This is a genomic window from uncultured Faecalibacterium sp. (assembly GCF_900066275.1).
In the GTDB taxonomy this organism is placed as follows: domain Bacteria; phylum Bacillota; class Clostridia; order Oscillospirales; family Ruminococcaceae; genus Faecalibacterium; species Faecalibacterium taiwanense.
In genome coordinates this window covers 1-2592 of sequence record NZ_FMFG01000077.1, presented here as the reverse complement: position 1 = coordinate 2592, position 2592 = coordinate 1, and the positions used below count along the sequence as shown (strand labels likewise).

The following is a 2592-nucleotide window of genomic DNA, read 5'->3' as shown; positions in this document are numbered from 1 at the left end:
GCTTCCAGAATCTGCTCACGGGCTTCCTGAATGGTCAGTTCCGGGGCATCCAACTGCCCGCCGTCCATCACAGAATAATCGCTGTGGTAGAGGGTGTAGTCCCATCCATCCTCACAAGACTGGATGGCAAGGTAGCCTTTGCCGCCCAGTTCCCACGCCGCCTGCTCGTCCTGTGTCTGAATCTCCGGGTAGAAGTCGGCATGATTTCGTTCCATGACCTCGGCAAACTGGCAGATGTGGAACACATTGCCCAGACCGCCCATGTCAAAGTGGTAATCATCCAGATGTTCCAGCCGTGCCGTGAAGCTGCGCCCATCCGGGTAATCCACCTGAATCACGCCGCCATCTGGAATGCGGTAGAGATCGTCATAGTGGCTGTTGATGAGACGAATATCCTTCGGCAGCGTTTCCGGCTCCCAGATGCGCCGTCTGCCGATGCCCGCCTGCGGGATGTTTTCGAGGATCTTTACGCTTTCCTGTTGGATGACCTTGCGGTCATCGTCCGAAAGTGCAAACAGATACCAGTTCCGGGCGGCAGGGATGGCGTTCCGTCCATCGGGCGGCAGATTCTTTTCCGAGATCTGCCCACTTTCCAGCGGCTCACCAGTTACCTTGTTGTAGGTGGCAAAGCCGACCCCTGCACCGTTTTCCCGGAGATGCAGATAGCGTTCATCGTTGATAAGGTAGACCGCTTCTTTTATCTGCTCCATCAGCAGCCACCCTCAAATTCCAGAGAAAACTTGCTGCGGCCATCGGCTTCACAGGACAGCAGCACGGTGGCATTGTAGGTCTTGCCCTTGGCACTCTTGCAGTCCTTCAGCCGGACACGCCCATCCCGCAGCAGCTTGTCCGCCACATGGGAATCCAGTCGCTTACCCAGACGCTTGAAGAACGCATTGTCCTTCCACAGCACGAAACGGCACTCCCTGTTCTCACAGAACCAGCCCTTTTCACGCTCCACAACATTTGCACCGCAGTTCGGACAGACACCAATGATTTTGTTTTTCATAAGCGCATTTACTCCTTTTTTCATTTCCGTATTCTTTACCAGTTCGGTAATCATCGTATTGATCTCAGTCATAAATTCACTCGGCTCCATTTCGCCACGTTCGATTTGTAGCAATTTCGCTTCCCAGTCAGCCGTCATATCCGCAGACTGAATCTCTTCGGGCATTACGGTAATGAGGGCTTTTCCCTTATCCGTGGGCAGCAGCACCTTGGTTTTCTTGGTGCCCTTGCGTTCCAGAAAGCCCTTCTGCACCAGCTTTTCGATGGTGGCGGCTCTCGTTGCCGGGGTGCCGATGCCCTGACGTTCTACGCCCTCCGGCATACTGTCTGCACTGGCGGTTTCCATCGCATGAAGTAGAAGGTCCTCGGTGAAATGCTTTGGCGGAGACGTTTGACCCTCTTTCAGTTCGACACCGGCAACGCTGCACTGGCTCTGCTCCTGCACATCGGGCAGAACAGCCGGTTCTTTCTGCTTGCCCAACAGTTCGCCCAGCATTTTCCGCTCCATGGCTCTCCATCCATCGGACAGCACCAACTTGCCTTTTGCGGAGAATTCCTCTCCGGCGCAGATGGTGGTGAGCGTAGTTTCTGCATAGCAGTGCGGTTCGCCCACAGCGCAGAGCAGCCGTGCGGCAATCAGCCGCAGGACATTCCGCTCCCCGGCAGGGAGGGCGGCAAGATCTGCGTTTGCCATGCTTTTCGTAGGCAGCAGCGCATGGTGGTCGGTGACTTTGCCGCCATTGATGACCTGCTGCACATGGATGGGAATCGGCTCCTCCACGGCAAACGCCCTGCCCGTGTCCGTCACCAGTCCCGGAAGGGAAGCCGCCATATCCTCCGTCAAAAACCGGCTGTCCGTGCGGGGGTAGGTGATAAGCCGCTTTTCGTAAAGGCTTTGGGCATAATCCAAGGTCTGCTGTGCCGTAAATCCCAGCAGACGGTTGGCATCCCGCTGCAATGCAGTAAGGTCATAGAGCTGCGGCGGGCTTTCGGATTTCTCCTTGCGTTCCATCTTCTGCACCGTGACACGCCCCTCCTTTCGGCATTTGGAAAGCAGCAGTTCGGCATCCGCTTTCTGGGCAAACCGCTTGCTGGATGCGGTGCCGCCGTCCGCAAGGGTCAGGGCAACCGTGTAGAATTTCTCCGGCACAAAGGCGGCAATGGCGGCTTCCCGCACCACCGTCATAGCAAGCACCGGGGTCATAACACGCCCCACCGCCAGCGGTTGACCATACAGACACGAAAAAAGCCGGGACGCATTGATGCCGACCATCCAGTCGGCACGTTCCCGGCACAGAGCTGCGTTGTACAGCGCATCGTATTCAGTTGACGGTTTGAGATGGGCGAATCCTTCCCGGATGGCATTTTCCTCCATGCTGGACAGCCACAGGCGGGAAACAGGCTTTTTGCACCCGGCTTGCTGATACACTAAGCGGAAGATCAGTTCTCCCTCACGTCCGGAATCTGTAGGATAGTTCTCGGAGGTGACTTTTCTGACGTTGTTATTCAATGGCATCCAATGGGCCGATAAAGCGGTAGAAAATCTGGATTTTCTGGACGTATTCGCCATCGACCTTTTCCGCT

The 2592-nt window shown here is 55.9% G+C and carries 2 protein-coding genes; both read right to left on the bottom strand.

Going from position 1 to position 2592, the window contains the following annotated elements; genetic code table 11:
* Positions 1-710: LPD16 domain-containing protein (locus QZL71_RS12990; protein WP_294649151.1), on the bottom strand; the 710-nt coding region annotated here is incomplete at its 3' end.
* Positions 710-2524: a DNA topoisomerase gene (locus QZL71_RS12985; RefSeq protein ID WP_294649148.1), complete on the bottom strand. Its 1815-nt coding sequence runs from the start codon at positions 2522-2524 to the stop codon at positions 710-712. The genes QZL71_RS12990 and QZL71_RS12985, both read right to left, overlap by 1 nt.
* Positions 2525-2592: the final 68 nt, after the last annotated feature.

Coding starts and splice junctions, on each gene's coding strand:
- QZL71_RS12985 (WP_294649148.1), bottom strand. CDS start 2,524: ATGCCATTGAATAACAACGTCAGAAAAGTCACCTCCGAGAACTATCCT.